Origin of the sequence: Kitasatospora saccharophila (assembly GCF_039529925.1) — a bacterium.
Classification (GTDB): Bacteria; Actinomycetota; Actinomycetes; order Streptomycetales; family Streptomycetaceae; genus Kitasatospora; species Kitasatospora saccharophila.
Genome location: NZ_BAAANS010000020.1, coordinates 80508 through 100530, shown reverse-complemented (window position 1 = coordinate 100530; position 20023 = coordinate 80508). Strand labels below are relative to the sequence as shown.

The 20023-nt window shown below is 73.4% G+C and carries 14 protein-coding genes; 7 read left to right on the top strand and 7 right to left on the bottom strand.

The window, feature by feature from the left end; translation table 11 throughout:
- Positions 1–159 precede the first annotated feature (159 nt).
- The 5 genes from ABD345_RS16710 to ABD345_RS16690 all read left to right on the top strand — a co-directional run bounded on the left by ABD345_RS16710 (position 160) and on the right by ABD345_RS16690 (position 7193).
- Positions 160–1257, top strand: coding sequence for a substrate-binding domain-containing protein (locus ABD345_RS16710; RefSeq protein ID WP_344552934.1), 1098 nt, complete (start codon positions 160–162; stop codon positions 1255–1257).
- Between the two features lie 140 nt (positions 1258–1397).
- A complete protein-coding gene (locus tag ABD345_RS16705; RefSeq protein ID WP_344552933.1) occupies positions 1398–2186 on the top strand; it encodes an ATP-binding cassette domain-containing protein in 789 nt (262 codons plus the stop codon).
- Positions 2183–3439, top strand: a complete 1257-nt coding sequence (locus ABD345_RS16700) for a sugar ABC transporter permease (RefSeq protein ID WP_344552932.1) — start codon at positions 2183–2185, stop codon at positions 3437–3439. Before ABD345_RS16705 ends, ABD345_RS16700 begins: the two co-directional genes overlap by 4 nt.
- Before the next feature lie 201 nt (positions 3440–3640).
- Positions 3641–5542, top strand: a complete 1902-nt coding sequence (dxs, locus tag ABD345_RS16695; RefSeq protein WP_344552931.1) for a 1-deoxy-D-xylulose-5-phosphate synthase — start codon at positions 3641–3643, stop codon at positions 5540–5542.
- Positions 5543–5675: 133 nt separating this feature from the next.
- Positions 5676–7193, top strand: coding sequence for a glycosyltransferase family 39 protein (locus ABD345_RS16690; protein WP_344552930.1), 1518 nt, complete (start codon positions 5676–5678; stop codon positions 7191–7193).
- Between the two features lie 405 nt (positions 7194–7598).
- Here the strand turns inward: ABD345_RS16690 and ABD345_RS16685 are convergent, their stop codons facing one another.
- From ABD345_RS16685 to ABD345_RS16665, 5 genes are all read right to left on the bottom strand, one after another.
- Entirely contained in the window at positions 7599–9725 is a 2127-nt protein-coding gene (locus ABD345_RS16685; protein WP_344552929.1) for a 3-hydroxyacyl-CoA dehydrogenase NAD-binding domain-containing protein, read from the bottom strand.
- A gap of 2 nt (positions 9726–9727) precedes the next feature.
- A complete protein-coding gene (locus tag ABD345_RS16680) occupies positions 9728–10945 on the bottom strand; it encodes a thiolase family protein (protein WP_344552928.1) in 1218 nt (405 codons plus the stop codon).
- Between the two features lie 261 nt (positions 10946–11206).
- Entirely contained in the window at positions 11207–12442 is a 1236-nt protein-coding gene (locus ABD345_RS16675; RefSeq protein WP_344552927.1) for an HRDC domain-containing protein, read from the bottom strand.
- Positions 12443–12712: 270 nt separating this feature from the next.
- A complete protein-coding gene (locus tag ABD345_RS16670) occupies positions 12713–13453 on the bottom strand; it encodes a response regulator transcription factor (protein WP_033255075.1) in 741 nt (246 codons plus the stop codon).
- A gap of 459 nt (positions 13454–13912) precedes the next feature.
- A complete protein-coding gene (locus ABD345_RS16665; protein ID WP_344552926.1) occupies positions 13913–14566 on the bottom strand; it encodes a DUF3000 domain-containing protein in 654 nt (217 codons plus the stop codon).
- Between the two features lie 185 nt (positions 14567–14751).
- Here ABD345_RS16665 and hemE point away from each other — a divergent pair, with 185 nt between their 5' ends.
- A complete protein-coding gene (hemE, locus tag ABD345_RS16660) occupies positions 14752–15831 on the top strand; it encodes a uroporphyrinogen decarboxylase (RefSeq protein WP_344552925.1) in 1080 nt (359 codons plus the stop codon).
- 237 nt (positions 15832–16068) lie between these two features.
- Here hemE and ABD345_RS16655 read toward each other — a convergent pair whose 3' ends face one another.
- Positions 16069–16740 carry a response regulator gene (locus ABD345_RS16655; protein WP_344552924.1) on the bottom strand — a complete coding sequence of 224 codons (672 nt, stop codon included), beginning with the start codon at positions 16738–16740 and terminating at the stop codon, positions 16069–16071.
- Positions 16668–17978, bottom strand: coding sequence for a sensor histidine kinase (locus ABD345_RS16650; protein ID WP_344552923.1), 1311 nt, complete (start codon positions 17976–17978; stop codon positions 16668–16670). Before ABD345_RS16650 ends, ABD345_RS16655 begins: the two co-directional genes overlap by 73 nt.
- Before the next feature lie 132 nt (positions 17979–18110).
- Between ABD345_RS16650 and ABD345_RS16645 the strand changes: the two genes are divergently transcribed.
- Positions 18111–19976, top strand: a complete 1866-nt coding sequence (locus ABD345_RS16645; RefSeq protein WP_344552921.1) for an FtsX-like permease family protein — start codon at positions 18111–18113, stop codon at positions 19974–19976.
- Positions 19977–20023: the final 47 nt, after the last annotated feature.

The window sequence follows — 20023 nt, the reverse complement described above, 5'->3', positions numbered from 1 at the left end:
GACTCGCTCGGTATCAACTGAGCCTTCAGGAAGATAACGAAAAGGTTTGAATCAACGGCCTCCCGGTTTTACTTATTGACGACAAGCTCGGTAACGGGGTTGACTCCTGCCCACCTCGCCGCAACTTTTCGCGGCTCTGTCAGGGAGGCTCCCCCCACCATGAACGCAATGATGCGTCGCGTCGCCGTCGGCACTGTCGCTGTTTCGATGGCTCTGACCATGGCCGCCTGCGGCAAGGCCGGCGACGACAAGAAGAGCAGCGACGCAGGTTCGAGCAACAACAAGTCGATCGGCCTGCTCCTGCCGGAGAACGCGTCCTCGACCCGTTACGAGTCCTTCGACAAGCCGTTCATCGAGGCCAAGGTCAAGGAGCTGTGCGCCGACTGCAAGGTCGAGTACAACAACGCCGAGGGCTCCGCCTCGAAGCAGAAGCAGCAGTTCGACACCCTGATCGCCCAGGGCGTCAAGGTGATCATCCTCGACGCGTTCGACGCCAAGTCCACCCAGGCGTGGGTCGCCGAGGCCGCGAAGAAGAACGTCAAGGTCATCGCGTACGACCGCCTGGCCACCGGCCCGGTCTCCGCGTACGTCTCCTTCGACAACGAGAAGGTCGGCGAGCTCCAGGGCGAGGCCCTGGTCACCGCGCTGGGCGACAAGGCCGCCGAGGCCAACGTCGTGATGATCAACGGTGACGACGCCGACCCGAACGCGGGTCAGTTCAAGGCCGGCGCCCACAAGGTGCTGGACAGCAAGGTCAAGAAGATCGTCTACGAGCAGAGCGGCGAGTGGAAGCCCACCGTCGCGGGCCAGAAGGTCGGCGCCGCGATCTCGCAGCTCGGCAAGGACGGCTTCCAGGCCGTCTACTCCGCCAACGACGGCATGGCCGCCGCGATCATCACCCAGCTGAAGTCCCAGGGCATCAACGTCCCGGTCGGCGGCCAGGACGCGGGCCTCGACGCCATCCAGCGCCTCGTCTCCGGCGAGCAGTCGTACACCATCTACAAGGCGTACAAGCCGCTGGCCGACTCGGCCGCCCAGCTCGCGGTCAACCTGCTGCAGGGCCAGGACATCAAGTCCATCGCCACCTCGACCGTCGACAGCGACACCGACAAGGGCATCCCGGCCCAGCTGCTGGAGCCGAAGGTCGTCACCAAGGCGAACATCAAGGACACCGTGATCGCCGACAGCCTCTACAAGGTCGCGGACATCTGCACCGCCGACTACGCCGCCGCCTGCACCGCGGCCGGCCTGCAGTAACACCCGCCGGGCGGGGGCTCCCTGACCACACGGGAGCCCCCGCCCGCACCGCTTCACCCCTCAGTACTACCCCGCGTGCCCGGCCCGGCACGCGGGACGGCCGTGCCGGAAACGTCAGGTCCGGCACGGGACTCAAGGAGTTGGTTCACGTGACAGGCGCACCCGTACTGGCGTTGCGCGGGGTCTCCAAGCGCTTCGGTGCCGTTCAGGCGCTCACCGACGTGCACTTGGAGGTCAACGCGGGCGAGGTCGTCGCCCTGGTCGGCGACAACGGTGCCGGTAAGTCCACCCTGGTGAAGACCATCGCGGGCGTCCACCCGATCGACGAGGGCGTCATCGAGTGGGAGGGCAAGGCGGTCAGCATCAACCGCCCGCAGGACGCCCAGCAGCTGGGCGTCGCCACCGTCTACCAGGACCTCGCGCTCTGCGACAACCTGGACGTGGTCGGCAACCTCTTCCTCGGCCGCGAGATCAAGCGCTTCGGCACCCTGGACGAGGTCGCGATGGAGAAGCGCGCCCGCGAGCTCCTCGACACGCTCTCCATCCGCATCCCCAGCGTCCGCATCCCGATCGCGGGCCTGTCCGGCGGTCAGCGCCAGGTGGTCGCGATCGCCCGCGCCCTGGTCGGCGACCCGAAGATCGTCATCCTGGACGAGCCCACCGCGGCCCTCGGCGTCGAGCAGACCGCCCAGGTCCTGGACCTGGTCGAGCGGCTCCGCCAGCGCGGCCTCGGCGTGATCCTGATCAGCCACAACATGGCCGACGTCAAGGCCGTCGCGGACACCGTCGCGGTGCTCCGCCTGGGCCGCAACAACGGCAGCTTCGAGGTGGCCGGCACCTCGCACGAGGAGATCATCTCCGCCATCACCGGCGCCACCGACAACGCGGTGACACGTCGTCAGGCCCGAATCGCGGAGGAAGCCAAGTGAGCACCGAGACCCCCACCACCCCCGCCGCCCCCGCGGTGGACCCGCGCCTGCTGGTCCGCAAGGAGGGCCTGGCCGGCTACTTCGACGAGTTCACCCGCAAGATCCGCAGCGGCGAGCTCGGCTCGCTGCCGGTGGTCGTCGGCCTGATCGTGATCGCCGCGATCTTCCAGTTCAAGACCGGCTCCTTCCTCAACGCCGACAACCTCACCAACATCACCAAGTGGATCGCGGGCCCCGGCCTGATCGCGGTCGGCGTGGTGTTCGTGCTGCTGCTCGGCGAGATCGACCTCTCGCTCGGCTCGGTGGCCGGCGCCACCGCCGCCATCACCTCGGTGCTGTCGGTCCGCCAGGGCCTCAACGAGTGGCTCGCCATCCTGCTGGCGGTCGGCTCCGCGATCGCCATCGGCGCCCTGCACGGCTACTTCTTCGCCAAGATCGGCGTCCCCGCGTTCGTCGTCACCCTGGCCGGCATGCTGGCCTGGAACGGCCTGCAGATGCTCGTCCTGGGCACCCTCGGCACCGTCAACAACCCGATGGACGGCGTCGTCGCCAACCTGGACACCTACTTCCTGGGCGACGGCGACATCATCTGGGCCTGGCTGTTCGCGATCGTCACCATCGTGCTGTTCGGCGGCGGCCAGCTGCTCGACTCCCGCCGCCGCGCCGCGGCCGGCCTGCCCGCCCGCCCGATCAGCGAGATCGCGCTGCGCACCGGCGTGATCGGCGTCGTGCTGCTGGTCGCCGCCTACATGCTCAACCAGGACAGCGGCCTGCCGCTGCCGCTGGTGATCCTGGTCGGCGTCGTCGCCCTCGGCGACTTCGTGCTGCGCCGCACCGCCTACGGCCGGCAGATCTTCGCGGTCGGCGGCGGCATCGAGGCGGCCCGCCGCTCGGGCATCAACGTCGCCTGGGTGCGGATCTCGGTCTACATGATCTCGGCCGGCCTGGCCGGCTTCGGCGGCCTGTTCATCGCCTCCCAGCAGGGCTCCGCCGACAAGGCGCTGGGCAGCGGCAACATCCTGATGAGCGCCATCGCCGCCGCCGTCATCGGTGGCACCAGCCTCTTCGGCGGCCGCGGCAAGACCTGGTCCGCGCTGCTCGGCGCGCTGGTCATCCAGTCCATCACCACCGGTCTGGACATGGTCCACGCCCAGCAGGCCATCCAGTACATGATCACCGGCGCGGTGCTGCTCGCCGCGGTGGTCCTGGACTCGGTCTCCCGCCGGACCCAGAAGTCCCACGGCCGCGGCTGACCCCCGGCCCCACCCCGAACCGCGCGCCCGCGCCCCCATACCAGGGGCCGGTCGCGCGGTTCGGCGCGTTCCGCGCACGGCCACCCGAAGAGCTGGTCGGGTTGCCCGCCGCACTACGGGCCGGTAATGGACATTAGACTCAAGCGGGGCGTACGCCCTCCGGGCCCATGCGGGCGCGAGAACTTGGACGAGGAGGAACGGGTGGCCCTGCTGACCCGCATTCGGGGACCGCGCGATCTCGATCGACTCACGCCCGCGCAGCTGGCGGCGCTCGCCGAGGAGATCCGCGGCTTCCTGGTGGAGGAGGTCTCCAAGACCGGCGGCCACCTCGGCCCCAACCTCGGCGTGGTCGAGCTCACGCTCGCGATGCACCGGGTCTTCGACTCCCCGCGCGACCGCATCCTCTTCGACACCGGCCACCAGAGCTACGTCCACAAGCTGCTGACCGGCCGGCAGGACTTCTCCCGGCTCAAGATGAAGGGCGGCCTGTCCGGCTACCCCTCGCGCACCGAGTCCGAGCACGACGTGATCGAGAACTCGCACGCCTCCACCGTGCTCGGCTACGCCGACGGCCTGGCCAAGGCCAACAAGATCCAGGGCCACAAGGACCGCCCCGTGGTCGCCGTGATCGGCGACGGCGCGCTCACCGGCGGCATGGCCTGGGAGGCGCTCAACAACATCGCCGACAGCCGCGACCTGCCGATCGTCATCGTCGTCAACGACAACGAGCGCTCCTACTCGCCGACCATCGGCGGCCTCGCCAACCACCTCTCCACGCTGCGCACCACCCAGGGCTACGAGCGCTTCCTGTCCTGGGGCAAGGACGCCCTGCAGCGCACCCCCGTGGTCGGCCAGGCGATGTTCGACACCCTGCACGGCGCCAAGAAGGGCCTGAAGGACTTCATCGCCCCGCAGGGCATGTTCGAGGACCTCGGCCTCAAGTACATCGGCCCGATCGACGGCCACGACCTGCAGGCACTGGAGTCGGCCTTCACCAAGGCGCGCGGCTTCGGCGGCCCGGTCATCGTGCACTGCATCACCGAGAAGGGCCGCGGCTACCACGCCGCCGAGAACAACGACGAGGACCGCTTCCACGCGGTCGGCGTGATCCACCCCGACACCGGCCTGCCGGTGAAGACCTCCGGCAAGGACTGGACGTCCGTGTTCGGCGAGGAGATGGTCGCGCTCGGCCGCGAGCGCCGCGACATCGTCGCGATCACCGCCGCGATGCTGCACCCCGTCGGCCTGGCCCCGTTCGCCAAGGCGTACCCGGAGCGGATCTTCGACGTCGGCATCGCCGAGCAGCACGCCGCGGTGTGCGCCGCCGGCCTGGCCACCAACGGCCTGCACCCGGTCGTCGCGGTCTACGCGACCTTCCTCAACCGGGCCTTCGACCAGGTGCTGATGGACGTCGCCCTGCACCGGCTCGGCGTCACCTTCGTGCTCGACCGGGCCGGCGTCACCGGCACCGACGGCGCCTCGCACAACGGCATGTGGGACATGTCGATCCTCCAGGTCGTCCCCGGCCTGCGGCTGGCCGCCCCGCGCGACGCCGAACAGGTCCGCCTGCAGCTGCGCGAGGCCGTCGAGGTGGCCGACGCCCCCACCGTGGTCCGCTACTCCAAGGGCAGCGTCGGCCCGTCGGTGCCCGCCGTCGGCCAGGTCGGCGGCATGGACGTGCTGCGCCGCCCCGAGCAGGACTCCGCGGACCGGGCCGCCGACGTGCTGATCGTCTCGGTCGGCGCAATGGCCCCGATCTGCCTGGAGGCCGCCGAACTGCTCGCCGAGCAGGGCGTCACCAGCACGGTCGTCGACCCGCGCTGGGTCAAGCCGGTGGACGCCGCGCTGCCCGGCCTGGCCGCCCAGCACCGCCTGGTGGTCACCGTCGAGGACAACGGCCGGGCCGGCGGCGTCGGCTCCGCGATCGCCCAGGCCCTGCGCGACGCCGACGTGGACGTCCCGCTGCGCGACTTCGGCATCCCGCAGGAGTTCCTCGACCACGCCTCGCGCGCCGAGATCATGACGGAGATCGGGCTCACCGGCCCGGCGATCGCCGCGAAGATCGAAGCACTGATCAGCGCCCGCTCCTTCGCCCGGAGCTGATCCTCCGGAACCTCCGTGGGCGCACCGTCCGGGAGCCGCAACGACGGCCCGCCGGTGCGCCCATTGTCGGACCGTCATACTCATTCCTGGACTGGTGCTCCTCCGCCCGTTCGCGCCCGGTAGGTTGTCATCCGTGTCCAACACCGCCACGAGCCGCCCACGCGCCTTCGCCGACCGCCTCCACGGGCACGTCCGCGCCGGGTACTGGACCAGACTGGTCCCGCTGCTCGCGGTCCTGGCCACCGTCACCCACCTCCCGTCCTTCCTCCGCCCGGTGTGGAGCCCCGACGAGGGCTACCTGGCCACCCAGGCCCGGATGCTCGCCGACGGCGGCGTCCTCTACGACACCGTCGTCGACCGCAAGCCCCCGCTGCTGCCCTGGCTGTACGAGGCGTGCTTCGCCCTCTTCGGCTCCGTCTCGCTCTGGCCGCTGCGCGCCCTGGCGATCGGCGCCCACCTCACCACCGCCGTCCTGCTCGCCTCCATCGCCCGCGGCCGCTGGGGCGACCGGGCCGGACGCTACGCCGGCGCCCTCTACCTCCTGGTCTCCATCGGCCTCTCCCCGGAGGACACCCAGGCCGCCACCTTCGAAGTCTTCATGCTGCCCGCCATGGTGCTCGCCTTCCGCTACGCGGAACGCCGCCGCTGGCTGGCCGCCGGCATCGCCGTCGCCCTCTGCTCGCTCACCAAGCAGACCGGCGGCGCCGTGATGCTCCCGGTGCTCTGGATGCTCCTCCAGGACACCCGCCGCCGCGGCGTCCCCTGGCCGCAGGCCCTCGCCAAGATCGGCTTCGGCTTCGCGCTGCCGATAGCGCTGGTCGCCGCCATCCTCACCAAGCCCAAGGGCTTCCTGTTCTGGGTCGTCACCGGCTCCGGCGACTACGCCGGACTCGGCAACAACTGGCCGCAGATGCTCGGCCGGGCGCTCGGCAACTCGGCGATCCTGATGAGCGCCGCCCTCGCCTTCCTGCTGCCCCACGCCCACCGCCTGTGGCTGCGCCGCCGCCGCCGACCCCTCCCCGCCCGCGGCCCCGAACGCGGATCCACCGCCGACCTGTGGGTGTGGCTGCTCTCCTCGGCCATCGCCGTCTCGGTCGGCTTCCACTTCTTCGGCCACTACTACCTCCAGCTGATGCCCCCGCTGGTCCTGCTCGGCGTCGGCGCGGTCGCCACCTCCGCCGTCCCCTGGCGCCCGGTCGCCGCGTACTCCGCCCTCGCCAGCACCTCCTTCCTCGCCCTCGCCGTCTTCTGGCCCGGCCAGCGCCTCACCCAGACCACCGAGGTCGCCACCGCCGTCGCCGCCCAGACCACCCCCAAGGACACCGTCCTGGTCTGGGGCATGCACCCCGAGCTCTACTGGCTCGCCGACCGCCGCCCCGCCAGCCGCTACCTCACCGCCGGCTTCCTCACCAACTTCAGCGGCGGCAAGGGCGGCGAGAAGGTCGGCGAGGAGTACTCCGTCTCCGACGCCTGGCAGACCTTCGACACCGAGATCACCACCAACGGCCTCCCCCGCGTCTTCGTCGACGACTCCGGCACCGCCCCCTACCAACCCGACAAGGTCCCGCGGATCGCCAGCCTCCTCGACACCTACTACGAGGTCGTCGGCGTCACCGGCGACACGGTCATCTACCGCCTCAAGGGCAAGTGAGTCCGGAGGAGAGCACCACCGGGGGGCTCGGGGAACGGCGGGTCCGTGCTGCTGGCGGCCGGAGCCCATCGGAGGTCCGTGCTGCTGCGTGTCTTTAAGGGAACCGAAGCCGATGCGCGCTCCGGCAGTGAACCGTCAGCAGCCACGGCCTCGCCGTTCCCCGAGCCCCTGTAACCGCGCTTCGTTCAGCTGATCCATCCGGTCAGCGCGGCGACCAGGGGCCCGGGCCGGAACCCCGGCAGTGGCGGTTCCGGGCACCCCGGCAGTTCCACCGCGCCCGGCACCAGGACCAGCACGCGCCCCACGCCCCCTCGTACCGAAAGACCGGCAGCACACGGAAAGGCCGCCGGGCGGCACTCCGTCCTCGGTGGAACGGGGTGCCGCCCGGCGGCGCTGGGGGGCGGGTCAGGCGGGGACCGAAGCCAGGCCGGGGGCCAGGAACTTCTTGCCGTTGACGCGCTCGGAGACGCCCTCGCGGTCGAGGTAGGGGGTGATGCCGCCGAGGTGGAAGGGCCAGCCGGCGCCGGTGATCATGCAGAGGTCGATGTCCTGGGCCTCGCCGACCACGCCCTCCTCCAGCATCAGGCCGATCTCCTGGGCGACGGCCTCCAGGGCGCGGGCGCGCACCTGCTCCTCGGTGAGGACGCTGTCGCCGACGGTGAGGAGGGCCAGCACCTCGGGGTCGAGGACCTGGGCGCCGTCCTGCCAGACGTAGAAGCCGCGCTTGCCGGCCTCGACGACCTTGCCGAGGTTCGCGGAGACGGCGAACCGCTCCGGGAACGCGCCGTGCAGGGTCTCGGAGACGTGCAGGGCGATGGCCGGGCCGACCAGTTCGAGCAGGGCGATCGGGGACATCGGCAGGCCGAGCGGCTTGACCGCGGCCTCGACGGTCTCGAACGGGGTGCCCTCGTCGATGATGCTCTGGATCTCGCCCATGAAGCGGGTCAGGATCCGGTTGACCACGAACGCGGGGGCGTCCTTGGCGAGCACCGCGGTCTTCTTCAGCTTCTTGGCGACGCCGAACGCGGTGGCCAGCGAGGCGTCGTCGGTCTGCTCGGCCCGGACGATCTCCAGCAGCGGGAGGATCGCGACCGGGTTGAAGAAGTGGAAGCCGACCACGCGCTCCGGGTGCTGGAGCTTGGAGGCCATCTCGGTGACCGACAGCGAGGAGGTGTTGGTGGCCAGCACGGCGGTCGGCGAGACCACCGCCTCCAGCTCGGCGAACACCTTCTGCTTGACGCCCATCTCCTCGAAGACGGCCTCGATCACGAAGTCGGCGTCGCCGAACGCGACGGCCTTGTCGAGGTGGCCGGAGACCAGGCCCTTGAGCTTGTTGGCCTTGTCCTTGCCGATCCGGCCCTTGTCGAGCAGCTTGTCGATCTCGGCGTGGACGTAGCCGACGCCCTTGTCGATCCGCTCCTGGTCGATGTCGGTGAGCACCACCGGCACCTCCAGTCGGCGGGCGAACAGCAGCGCCAGCTGGGAGGCCATCAGGCCGGCGCCGACCACGCCGACCTTGGAGACCGGGCGGGCCAGCGACTTGTCCGGCGCGCCGAACGGCCGCTTGGCGCGGCGCTGCACCAGGTTGAAGGCGTACAGCCCGGCGCGCAGCTCACCGCTCATGATCAGGTCGGCGAGCGCGGCGTCCTCGGCGTCGAAGCCGGCCTGCAGGTCGCCGTCCTTGGCCTGCTGGATGATGTCCAGCGCCTTGTAGGCGGCCGGGGCGGCCCCGTGCACCTTGGCGTCGGCGACCCAGCGGCCCCACAGCACGGCGTCGTCCCACGCCTTGCCGCGGTCGAACTCCTCGCGCTCGACGGTGACGCCGCCGGTGAGCACCTTCGCGGCCCACAGCAGCGACTGCTCCAGGAAGTCGGCCGGCTCGAAGATCGCGTCCGCGATGCCGAGCTCGAACACGTCCTTGCCCTTGAGCTGCCGGTTCTGGGCCATCGCGTTCTCGACGATGACCTTGACCGCCTTGGCGGGGCCGATCAGGTTCGGCAGCAGGGTGCAGCCGCCCCAGCCGGGCACCAGGCCGAGGAAGACCTCGGGCAGCGAGAACGCCGGGACGCCCGCGCTGACGGTGCGGTAGGTGCAGTGCAGGCCGACCTCGACGCCGCCGCCCATCGCCGCGCCGTTGTAGAACGCGAAGGACGGGACGGGCAGCGCGGCGATCCGCTTGAAGACGTCGTGGCCGCCCTTGCCGATGGCCAGCGCGTCGGCGTGCTCGGTGAGCAGCTCGACGCCCTTGAGGTCGGCGCCGACCGCGAAGATGAACGGCTTGCCGGTGATCGCGACCGCGACCACCTCGCCCTCGGCCGCCTCCGCCTCGACCTGGTCCAGCGCCTCGGCGAGCTTGGCCAGCGAGCCGGGGCCGAAGGTGGTCGGCTTGGTGTGGTCGAAGCCGTTGTCGAGGGTGATCAGCGCCAGCTTGCCGGCCCGCAGCGGCAGGTCCAGGTGGCGCACGTGCGCGGTGGTGACGACCTCGCCGGGGAACAGCCCGGCGGCGCGCTGCAGCAGTTCAGTGGTGCTCATGGTCACTTACCACCCTCGAAGTGGGGGTTCTCCCAGATGACGGTGCCGCCCATGCCGAAGCCGATGCACATGGTGGTGATGCCGTAGCGGACGTCGGGACGCTGCTCGAAGCGGCGGGCCAGCTGGGTCATCAGGCGCACGCCCGAGGAGGCCAGCGGGTGGCCGAACGCGATGGCGCCGCCGTACGGGTTGACCCGCTCGTCGTCGTCCGCGATGCCGTAGTGGTCCAGGAACGCCAGCACCTGCACCGCGAAGGCCTCGTTGACCTCGAACGCGCCGATGTCGTCGATGGTCAGGCCGGCCTTGGCCAGCGCCTTCTCGGTCGCCGGGACGGGGCCGATGCCCATCACCTCGGGCTCGACGCCCGCGAACGCGTAGCTCACCAGGCGCATCTTGACCGGCAGGCCCAGCTCGCGGGCCACGTCCTCGGCGGCCAGCAGCGAGGCGGTGGCGCCGTCGTTCAGGCCGGCCGCGTTGCCCGCGGTCACGTTGCCGTGCGGACGGAACGGGGTCTTCAGACCCGCCAGCGACTCCATCGTGGTGCCCGGGCGCAGCGGCTCGTCCACCGTCGCCAGGCCCCAGCCGGTCTCGCCGACCTCGGGGTTGGTGTTGCGGATCGCGATCGGCACCAGGTCCGGCTGGATGTCGCCGTTGGCGTACGCCTTGGCGGCCTTCTCCTGCGAGCGCACCGCGAACGCGTCGCAGCGCTCCTTGGTGATGTGCGGGAAGCGGTCGTGCAGGTTCTCCGCGGTCATGCCCATGAACAGGGCGGACTCGTCGACCAGCTTCTCCGAGACGAACCGCGGGTTCGGGTCCACGCCCTCGCCCATCGGGTGCCGTCCCATGTGCTCGACGCCACCGGCGACCACGATGTCGTACGCACCGAAGGCGATGCCGCCCGCGGTGGTGGTGACCGCCGTCATCGCTCCGGCGCACATCCGGTCGATCGCGTAGCCCGGGACGGACTTCGGCAGGCCGGAGAGCAGCGCGGCGGTGCGGCCGATGGTCAGGCCCTGGTCGCCGATCTGCGTGGTGGCCGCGACGGCGACCTCGTCGATCCGCTCGACGGGCAGGCTCGGGTTGCGGCGCACGAGCTCACGGATGCACTTGACGACCAGGTCGTCGGCGCGCGTCTCGTGGTAGATGCCCTTCGGGCCGGCCTTGCCGAACGGGGTGCGGACGCCGTCGACGAAGACGACGTCCCTCGCGGTACGAGGCACGGGGGCTCTCCTCCCAGGGGGACATGACAGTGAGCGCACGCACCAGCGGCGCCGCTACGCCCACCAATCTACCCATGAGTAACAACGCCCGGCAAGAAGCCGCGGACGTGACGGTGAGAACGGCGGGAGATCACCGGCAGGGGCTCGGGGAACGGCGAGCCCGTGGCTGCGAGAGGTTCACTGCCGCCCAGCGCATCCGCTTCCGGTTCGGTTCAAGACGCACGGCAGCACGGACCCGCCGTCCCCCGGCCCCCGGCGGGCTTACGCGGACGCCTCCCGGAACGCCTTCTCCAGGGCCGGCCCCACCAGCTCGGTCTGCCAGGCGCGGGCGCCCAGCGCGCGCAGGGCGAGGCCGATGGTCTCGGCGTCCGGATCGGCCGGGGGTTCCCAGGCGACGCGGCGGACCAGGTCCGGGGTGATCAGGTTCTCCGCCGGGAGGTGGTGCTGTTCGGCGAGGGCGGTGACGGCGGCCCGGGCGCCGCTGAGCCGGGCCGCGGCGACCGGGTCCTTCTCGGCCCAGGCGCGCGGCGGCGGCGGCCCGTCGTGCGGGGCGGTCGCGGGCGGCAGCGCGGCCTCGGGGATCTCCCGGGCGCGCTCGATCGCGGCCAGCCACTGGTCGAGCTGGCGGCGGTTGACCCGGGGCCCGAAGCCCTGGACGGCGATCAGCGCGGGCGCGTTGGCGGGCATGGCGAGCGCGGCGTTCACGATCGAGGCGTCGGGCAGCACCCGGCCGGGGGAGACGTCCCGCTCGCGGGCGATCCGGTCCCGGGTGAGCCACATCTCGCGGACGGCGGCCAGCTGCCGGCGGCGGCGGACCTTGTGCAGCTGGGAGGTGCGCCGCCAGGGGTCGACCCGCGGGGCGGGGCGCGGCGCGGCGGCCAGCGCGGCGAACTCCTGGTGGGCCCAGTCGAGCTTGCCCTGCCGGTCGAGCTCGGCCTCCAGCGCGTCCCGCAGGTCGACCAGCACCTCGACGTCCAGCGCGGCGTAGCGCAGCCAGGGCTCGGGCAGCGGGCGGGTGGACCAGTCGACCGCGGAGTGCTCCTTGGCCAGTGACAGGCCCAGCACGCTCTCGGTCATCGGGCCGAGGCCGACCCGGGGGAACCCGGCGAGCCGGCCGGCCAGTTCGGTGTCGAAGAGCACGCCCGGGTGCATGCCGACCTCGAACAGGCAGGGCAGGTCCTGGGTGGCGGCGTGCACGACCCACTCGGTGTCGGCGAGCGCGGCGTTCAGGCCGGTCAGGTCGGGGCAGGCGATCGGGTCGATCAGCGCGGTGCCCGCGCCCTGGCGGCGCAGCTGGATCAGGTAGGCGCGCTGGCCGTAGCGGTAGCCGGAGGCGCGCTCGGCGTCGACGGCGACCGGCCCGGTGCCGCCGCGGAAGGACTCGACGACGGCGGCGAGGGCCGCTTCGTCAGACACCACCGGTGGGAGTCCGTCCCTGGGTTCGAGGAGCGGAACCGGGGCGGTCTCTTCGGGGATGGAGGCTACGGCGTCGGTCACCCCCCAAGGGTACGTCGTGTGTCGCCGCCGGGAGTGTTGTCTGACTGGTCGGACGATGTTCGGACATATGCCAGCCCCGATTGGTCCGGAGTTCGGGGTCCGCGCCGGTGCGGTGCGCGGTCCCGCTGACGGGCCGTCACGGTCGGCGTGGAGGCCCGCCGCGGGGCGGGCCCGGGGCGGGCCAGGGGTGGGTGCCGGGCGGGTGCCGGGCGGGCACGGCGGCGGCCCGGAGGAAACGTTCCTCCGGGCCGCCACCAGCGACGATGTGGGTCAGTGGATGATGCCGGTGCGCAGCGCCACGGCCACCATGCCGGCCCGGTCGCCGGTGCCCAGCTTGCGGGCGATGCGCGCCAGGTGGCTCTTCACCGTCAGCGCCGACAGGCCCATCGCCACGCCGATCGCCTTGTTCGACTGGCCCTCGGCGACCAGTCGCAGCACCTCCACCTCGCGGCCGGACAGCTCGCGGTAGGCGGACGGCTGCGCGCCGGGCGCACCCGGGGCGCCGGGGGCGGCACCGGGCTGGCCGGGGGCGCCGTGGTGGCCGGGCGCACCGGGGTGGTGGTGGCCGGGGATGCCGGGGCGGCGCATCCGGCCGGCCAGGCCGGCGCCGATCGGCAGGCCGGGGCGGCCGGGCATCGGCATGTTGGTGCGGGTACCGGTCACCACGTAGCCCTTGACGCCGCCGGCCAGCGCCGAGCGGACTGCGCCGATGTCGTCGGCGGCGGACAGCGCCAGGCCGTTGGGCCAGCCCGCGGCGCGGGTCTCGGCCAGCACGGTCAGGCCGGAACCGTCGGGCAGGTGCACGTCCGCGATGCAGATGTCGCGCGGGGTGGAGACCCGCGGCCGGGCCTCGGCGATCGAGGAGACCTCGATGACGTCGCGGACACCGAGCGCCCATAGGTGCCGGGTCACCGTGTTCCGGACCCGGGGATCTGCGATGACCACCATGGCGGTGGGCTTCGTCGGACGGTAGGCGACCACGCTTGCGGGGTGCTCGAGAAGGACCGACACCTGAGGCCTCCGGGGGGAGTGGCGGACGAACCCCGAGGGGGCGGTCGGAGCGTTCCGCGTCTGGAAAGGGTCACTGACACCTTCGGCATCAACCGTGCCCGGCTTTAGCGGGTGATCACGATCTGGTGAGTAACAATACGGACAAATCGCGCAGATGACCGGTACGACATGCCTGGAAATCGCACAGGTTCGATCGATATCGACGACCTGTCGATCGTGAACGCGCAGGTAATTGACCAAGAGTGCCAGGGAAGTCACGCTCCGTCAGTCCTGCGGGTGGCACCGGGCCCGGGGCGCGGGGTTGTCCCCCTGAGGTGTCCGGAACGCCTGACGGCCGCTCAGCGGCCGGTGGCCGCCGACGGGGTCGGCGGCCACCGGGGGAGCGGCCGGGACCGGGGCCGGCCGGGCCGGCGGAGCGGTCGGGCCGGCGGAGCGGTCGGGCCGGCGGAGCGGTCGGGGTCAGTGCGAGTTGCGCGGCCGGCGGCGGGCCGGCATCGGCACCACTCCGCCCAGCGCGACCGGCCCGTCGGCCGGCAGCGGCGCCGGCGCGGACGGCGGCAGCCCCGCGCACACGCACAGCAGGTCGGCCCAGGCGGCCAGGTGCCGCTCGAAGCGGCGGTCGGCCGGCGTCCAGGACGCCCGCAGTTCGATCTCGGTGGACGCGCCGCGCTCGGCCAGCGCCCCGAAGTACTGCGAGTGGCACCTGGTCACCGTGCCGGACGGCTCGGCGTACCCGGCGGCCTGCGCCTGCAGCGCGTCCAGCAGCCAGGTCCAGCCGACCTCGGACAGCAGCGGGTCGCCCGCCATCTCCGGCTCCAGCTCGGCCCGGGTCATGGTGACCACCCGGAAGTCCCCGTTCCACGCCTCCGGCGCGGCCGGATCGTGCAGCAGCACCAGGGTGCCGTCCGCCAGTTCCTCGCCGTCCACCTCGACCGAGGCGGAGAGCGCGAAGGAGTGTGGGGCCAGCCGACGGGGGGCGGGCTGCGGGGACAGCCGTACCTCGGGACGCAACCGCGCCCCGGTCAGCGCCTCGACCGCGTCGCGGAACTCGATCGGCGCCGACTCCCTGCCCGTTCCTCCACCCTGCGCGGATTGCCCGCCGACCGCTGCCATGACCGGAAGCCTAGGCGGCGCGGACCCGCAATCCGAGCACTTTCGTACCTCCGGCGTGCCGAAAACCCGGAAATCGACCAGGTCGCGACCGCCGCTCGTGCGATCACCGTCCGAGGTGTCCGTTTTGCCGGTCCGCGCCCTCCGTCCGGACGGGGGCGCACCGGCCGCGTGCGAGGATGTGACCCGTGAGTGAGACCCCCGCAGCCCAGTCCGGTCAGCGGCCCCGCGGCGCCGCGTACGACTCCGTCTTCCTGCGCGCCGCCCGCAACGAGCCGGTGCCGCACACCCCCGTCTGGTTCATGCGGCAGGCCGGCCGCTCGCTGCCCGAGTACCTCAAGGTGCGCGAGGGCGTCCCGATGCTCGACGCCTGCATGCGGCCCGACCTGGTCCAGGAGATCACCCTGCAGCCGGTGCGCCGGCACAAGGTCGACGCGGCCATCTTCTTCTCCGACATCGTCGTCCCGCTCAAGGCCGTCGGCATCGACGTCGAGATCAAGGGCGGCGTCGGCCCGGTCATCGCCGACCCGATCCGCACCCGGGCGGACCTCCAGCGGCTGCGCCCGCTCGAACCCGACGACATGCCCTACATCACCGAGGCGGTCGGCCTGCTGGTCGCCGAACTCGGCGCCACCCCGCTGATCGGCTTCGCCGGCGCGCCCTTCACGCTGGCCAGCTACCTGATCGAGGGCGGCCCCTCGAAGTCGTACGAGAACACCAAGGCGATGATGTACGGCGAGCCGGAGCTGTGGGCCGAGCTCGTCGACCGGCTCGCGCAGATCACCTCCGCCTTCCTGAAGATCCAGATCGAGGCGGGCGCCTCGGCGGTCCAGCTCTTCGACTCCTGGGCGGGCGCGCTCGCCCCCGACGAGTACCGCCGCTCCGTGATGCCCGCCAGCGCGAAGGTCTTCGACGCGGTCGAGCCCTTCGGCGTCCCGCGGATCCACTTCGGCGTCAACACCGGCGAACTGCTCGGCCTGATGGGCCAGGCCGGCGCGGACATCGTCGGCGTCGACTGGCGCGTCCCGCTCGACGAGGCCGCCAACCGGGTCGGCCCCGGCAAGGGCCTGCAGGGCAACCTCGACCCCGCCGTCCTCTACGCCCCCACCCACGTCGTCGAGACCAAGGCCCGCGAAGTCCTGCACGCGGCCCAGGCCCTGGGCGGCAGCCACCACATCTTCAACCTCGGCCACGGCGTCATGCCCACCATGGACCCGGACGCGCTCACCCGGCTGGTCGCCTTCGTCCACGAGGCGAGCGCCCGCTAGGGGCTCGCGCGAGCGAAATCAGGGGCTCGGGGAACGGCGAGCCCGTGGCTGCGAGTGGTTCACTGCCGTGGCGCGCGTCTGCTTCGGGTTCTGTTTACGGCACGCAGCAGCACGGACACTTCGATGGGCTCCGGCCGCCAGCAGCATCGACCCGCCGATCCCCGGGCCCCTGACGGGGCCGATGCCCAGCACGGCCCGCCGTTCCCCGGGCCCCTGGTTTCGCGTCCCTGGTTTCGCCTACTCCTCCTGGCCGAGGTGGGCGAGGACGGCCAGGACGCGGCGGTGGGTGTCCTCGGCGGGGGGCAGGTCGAGTTTGAGCAGGATGCTGCCGATGTGCTTGGAGGTCGCGGCCTCCGAGACCGTCAGGCGGCGGCAGATCTCCGCGTTCGAGCAGCCCCGGGCCATCAGTTCGAGGACCTCGCGCTCGCGGGGGGTGAGCCGTTCCAGCGGGTCGCGGCGGCGGGTCAGCAGGCGGCGGACCACCTCGGGGTCGACCACCGTGCCGCCCGCGGCGACGGTGTCGACCGCGGCCAGGAACTCCTCGACGTGGCCGACCCGGTCCTTGAGCAGGTAGCCGACGCCCGAGCCGTCGCCGCTGGCCAGCAGGTCGGCCGCGTAGGAGCGCTGCACGTACTGGCTGAGGACCAGGACCGGCCGGGCCGGCTTTTCGGCGCGCAGCCGCAGCGCGGCGCGCAGGCCCTCGTCGGCGAGGCCGGGGGGCATCCGGACGTCGGTCAGGACCAGGTCGGGGCGGTGCTCGGCGACCGCCGCGAGCAGGGCGTCCGCGTCGCCGACCGCCGCCGCGACGGTGTGGCCGAAGCGCTCCAGCAGGCCGGTCAGGCCCTCCCGGAGGAGGACGGAGTCCTCGGCGAGGACGAGGCGGAGCGGTCGTCGGTCGTCGGGGTGCACGGGATCTCCACACGCAGCAGGGTCGGGCCGCCCGGCGGGCTGCTGACGGACAGTCTGCCGCCCACCACCGCGACCCGGTCGGCCAGCCCCGTCAGCCCGGTGCCGCGGGCGGGGTCGGCGCCGCCGGTGCCGTCGTCCGCGACGTCGAGCCGCAGGCGGCCGGCGGACCAGCGGCCGTGCACCCGGGCCGTCGACCCGCCGCCGTGCCGGGCCGCGTTCGCCAGCGCCTCGGCGACCGCGAAGTAGCCCGCCGACTCGACGGCCGCCGGCAGCCGGCCCGGGAGCGAGACGTCCACCGCGACGGGCAGCACCGAGCGGTCCGCCAGGTCGGCGCAGGCGTCCGGCAGGCCGCGGTCGGCGAGCACCCGGGGGTGGATGCCGTGCACCAGCTCGCGCAGCTCGGCCAGCGCCGCGTCCGCCTCGGCGTGCGCCGCGGCCAGCCGGTGGGCCAGCGGACCGCCCGGTGGCGCGTCCAGCCGGGCCAGGCCCAGCGACATCGACAGGGCGACCAGCCGCTGCTGCGCGCCGTCGTGCAGGTCCCGCTCTATTCGGCGGCGCTCGGCCTCGAACGCGTCCACCAGCCGGGCCCGGGAGCGGACCAGCTCGCCGACCCGCTCCTGACCGCCCGCCAGCAGCCGGGCCAGCGCGGCCCGGGCGCCCGCCGCGACCGTCAGCGGGTACCCGGCCAGGGCCAGCAGCGCGGCGCCCGCCGCCGCCACCGCCCAGGCCGGGCCCGCGGCGTGCAGCTGCCAGACCTTCAGCACGTTCACCTGCTCGCCGTCCAGGGCCAGTTGGAGCGGCGTCGTCACCAGCCAGGCGGGCAGCAGCAGCGCCCCCGCCAGCACCGAGAGCTCCAGCGGCCAGAGCAGGAACGCCGACAGCGCCGCCCCGCCGGCCTCCCGCCAGGTCGCCGCCTCGGCGTACCGGGCGCGCAGCCAGGCCCGCGGGCCCGGACCGTCGGGCACCCGGTGCGGATCGGGCACCGGCGGCCCGCCCATCCAGCGGACCAGCCGCCGCTCCCACGCCCCGGACACCAGCCCCGCCAGCGGCAGCGCCGCCAGCAGCGGCACCCCCACCAGCAGCACCGACAGCACCCCGCCGACCGCCGCCCACAGCAGCAGCACCGCGCACAGCACCGCCCCCGACAGCCCGCAGGCCAGCAGGTACGCCGCCGAACGCCACGGCCAGGCCGTCAGCGGGAACCCCGGACGCCGCAGCGCCCGCCAGCAGCCGGACACCCGGCACCTCCCTCCACGAGACGGTCCCACCCTAGGAGCCCGCCCCGGCCGCTGTCGGTAGGGCTGTCTCCACTCTTCGGGGTGGACCTGGCGTCAATGTGCGGACGGCCGCCCGCCGCTTGGCTGGAGCCCATGACGACCGCACTGACCAGGATCGCCGTGCGCTCCCTGCACGCCGGACGGACCGCCCTGCTCGGGGCGTTCACCGCACTCGCCCTCGGCGTCGCGCTGATCGCCGCCACCCTGTCCGGCCTCGCCGCGGCCGTCGGCCTGCCGCCCGGCGAGGACCGCACCGCGCTGATCGCCCAACTCGGCACCACCTGCGGGGTCAGCCTGTTCACCGCCGGGTTCGTGGTCGCCTCCACCGCCTCCTACGGGATCGCCCGGCGCCGCCGCGAGTTCGGCCTGCTCCGCCTGGCCGGCGCCACCCGCGGCCAGCTCACCCGCACCGTCCTGCTGGAGTCCGGGCTGCTCGGCCTGCTCGCCGCCGCCACCGGCTGCGCGCTCGGCCGGGCCGCCACCCCCGCCCTGGCGCACGCGCTCGGTGCCGCCGGCCTCGCCCCGGCCGGCTTCCGGACCGGCACCCCCGGCTGGCCGTCGGCCACCGCGTTCTGCACCGGCCCGCTGATCGCCCTCGCGGGCACCGCCGTCGCCGCCCGGCGGGCCGGCCGGGTCCGCCCGCTCGAAGCGCTCCGCGAGGCCGACGTCGACCGGGGGGTGATGACCGCCGGCCGCCGGCTGGCCGCCCTCGCGCTGCTCGCCGGGTACGCCGCCGTGGTGGCCGCCGCGCTGGTCGGCGACCCCGCCGAACTGCTGCACCGCAAGACCTACACCCTGCAGCCGATGCTGCTGATCGCCGCCACCGCGCTGCTCGCCCCCGCGCTGGCCCGCCCGCTGCTGCGTCTGCTCACCGGCCCCGCCGTCCGGCCGCCCCGGCTGGTCCGGGCCGCCGCGCTCGGCGGCCTGCGCCGCACCGGCGCCACCGCCGCCCCCGTCCTGCTCGCCACCGCGCTGGCCGGCACCCTGGTCGGCGCCCCCGCCACCGTCGCCGCGGCCCGCGCAGCAGAAGCCCGCGCCCGCACCGCCGCCGAACTGCTGCTCACCCCCGGCGCCGACGGCGCCGACCGGCTGACCGCCGCGCTGCGGGCACTGCCCGGGGCGGTCGTCTCGCCGAGCGCCGCGACCCCGCTCGCGGTCGTCGAGACGGACGGGACGGCCGTCCGCGCCGAGGGCCGGGCCGTCGCCGACCCGGCCGCGCTGACCGCCACCACCCGGCTGCCCGTCGCCGCCGGCGACCCCGCGGCGCTCGACGACGACAGCGTGCTGCTCGCCGCGGAGTGGGGGGACCCGCGGGTCGGCGACCGGGTCCGGGTGGTGCTCGCCGACGGCACCCGGCGCGAACTGCGGGTCGCCGCCGTCCTGCGCGAGGGGACGGGCGGCAACCCCGTCTACGTCACCCCGCGCAACGCGCCCGGCGCCCGGACCGACCGGATCGACGTCCTGGGCGCCCCCGCCGGAGCGGTCACCGCCCTGGCCCGGACGCACGGCGCCGCCGCCGAGACCCGCGCGGCCTGGCTGGCGGCCCACCACCCGGCGGACGACCCGCAGCGGATCCGCCGGATCGCCGCCGTCCTCGCCCTCGCCCTGCTCTACACCGCGATCGCCCTCGCCCACACCGCGCTCACCACCACCACCGACCGCCGCCGCGAGTTCGGCCTGCTCCGCCTGGCCGGCGCCACCCGGGCCCGCGTCCTGCGGCTGGTCGCCGCCGAGACGCTCCTCGTCACGGCGGTCGGCGCCCTCCTCGGCACCGCCGCCACCCTCACCACCCTCGCCACCATGGACGCCGCCCTGCACCGCGCGGGCGCCCCCGTCCCGCTCGTCCTCCCCTGGACCGCCCTCGCCGGCACCGCCCTGCTCTGCGCCCTGGTCGCCGTCCCGTGCGCGGCGCTCGCGGCCCTGCGCGCCACCAAGGGCCGTGCGGTGGAGGCGAGTTAGGCGGTCGGGGGCGGCAGCGGCCCTGTTTACACCGAGCGCCCGGCTGA

Coding starts and splice junctions, on each gene's coding strand:
- ABD345_RS16685 (WP_344552929.1), bottom strand. CDS start 9,725: ATGAGCACCACTGAACTGCTGCAGCGCGCCGCCGGGCTGTTCCCCGGC.
- ABD345_RS16710 (WP_344552934.1), top strand. CDS start 160: ATGAACGCAATGATGCGTCGCGTCGCCGTCGGCACTGTCGCTGTTTCG.
- ABD345_RS16645 (WP_344552921.1), top strand. CDS start 18,111: ATGACGACCGCACTGACCAGGATCGCCGTGCGCTCCCTGCACGCCGGA.
- ABD345_RS16665 (WP_344552926.1), bottom strand. CDS start 14,566: ATGGCAGCGGTCGGCGGGCAATCCGCGCAGGGTGGAGGAACGGGCAGG.